Origin of the sequence: Streptomyces sp. SID13726, assembly GCF_010548375.1 — a bacterium.
Lineage (GTDB): Bacteria > Actinomycetota > Actinomycetes > Streptomycetales > Streptomycetaceae > Streptomyces.
The window spans coordinates 1-596 of record NZ_JAAGLY010000172.1 but is presented as its reverse complement, the minus strand read 5'-3'; the positions used below and the strand labels follow the sequence as shown (position 1 = coordinate 596).

Sequence of the window (596 nt, the reverse complement as noted above, 5' to 3'; positions counted from 1 at the left end):
GTGTGTGGCGGGTCCGGTCGCCGACAATCACCCGTTCGGACCCAGCAGGAAGTGTTCATGACGAAGCTGTCCGTAGTAGTCCCTTGCTACAACGAAGAAGCCGTGATCGACAGCTTCGACCTGGAGATCCGCAGGGTCCTGGACTCCCTGCCGGTCGAATACGAGGTCTGCTACGTCGACGACGGCAGCCGCGACGGCACCCTCGCCAAGCTCCGGAAGATCGCCGCCGAGCACGGGGACAGGACCCGGTACGTCTCCTTCAGCCGAAACTTCGGCAAGGAGGCCGGCATGCTCGCCGGCCTGCGCGAGGCCACCGGCGACGCCGTCGTGATCATGGACGCCGACCTCCAGCACCCGCCGGAGCTCATCGCCACGATGCTCGACTACTACCGCCAGGGCCACGACCAGATCATCGCCCGCCGCACCCGCGAAGGCGACAAGAAGGTCCGCTCCGCCCTCAGCCGCCTCTACTACCGCGGCGTCAACCGCTGGGTCGACGTGGAGCTCACCGACGGCGTCGGCGACTTCCGCCTGCTGTCCCGGCCGGCCGTGGCCGCGCTGCTCTCCCTGCCCGAGTACAACCGCTTCTCCAAGGG

The 596-nt window shown here is 67.6% G+C and carries 1 protein-coding gene; it reads left to right on the top strand.

The window, feature by feature from the left end; all coding sequences use genetic code 11:
* Nucleotides 1-57: 57 nt before the first annotated feature.
* A partial coding sequence (locus G3I78_RS46995) for a glycosyltransferase family 2 protein (RefSeq protein ID WP_164436735.1) occupies nucleotides 58-596 on the top strand: 539 nt, incomplete at its 3' end.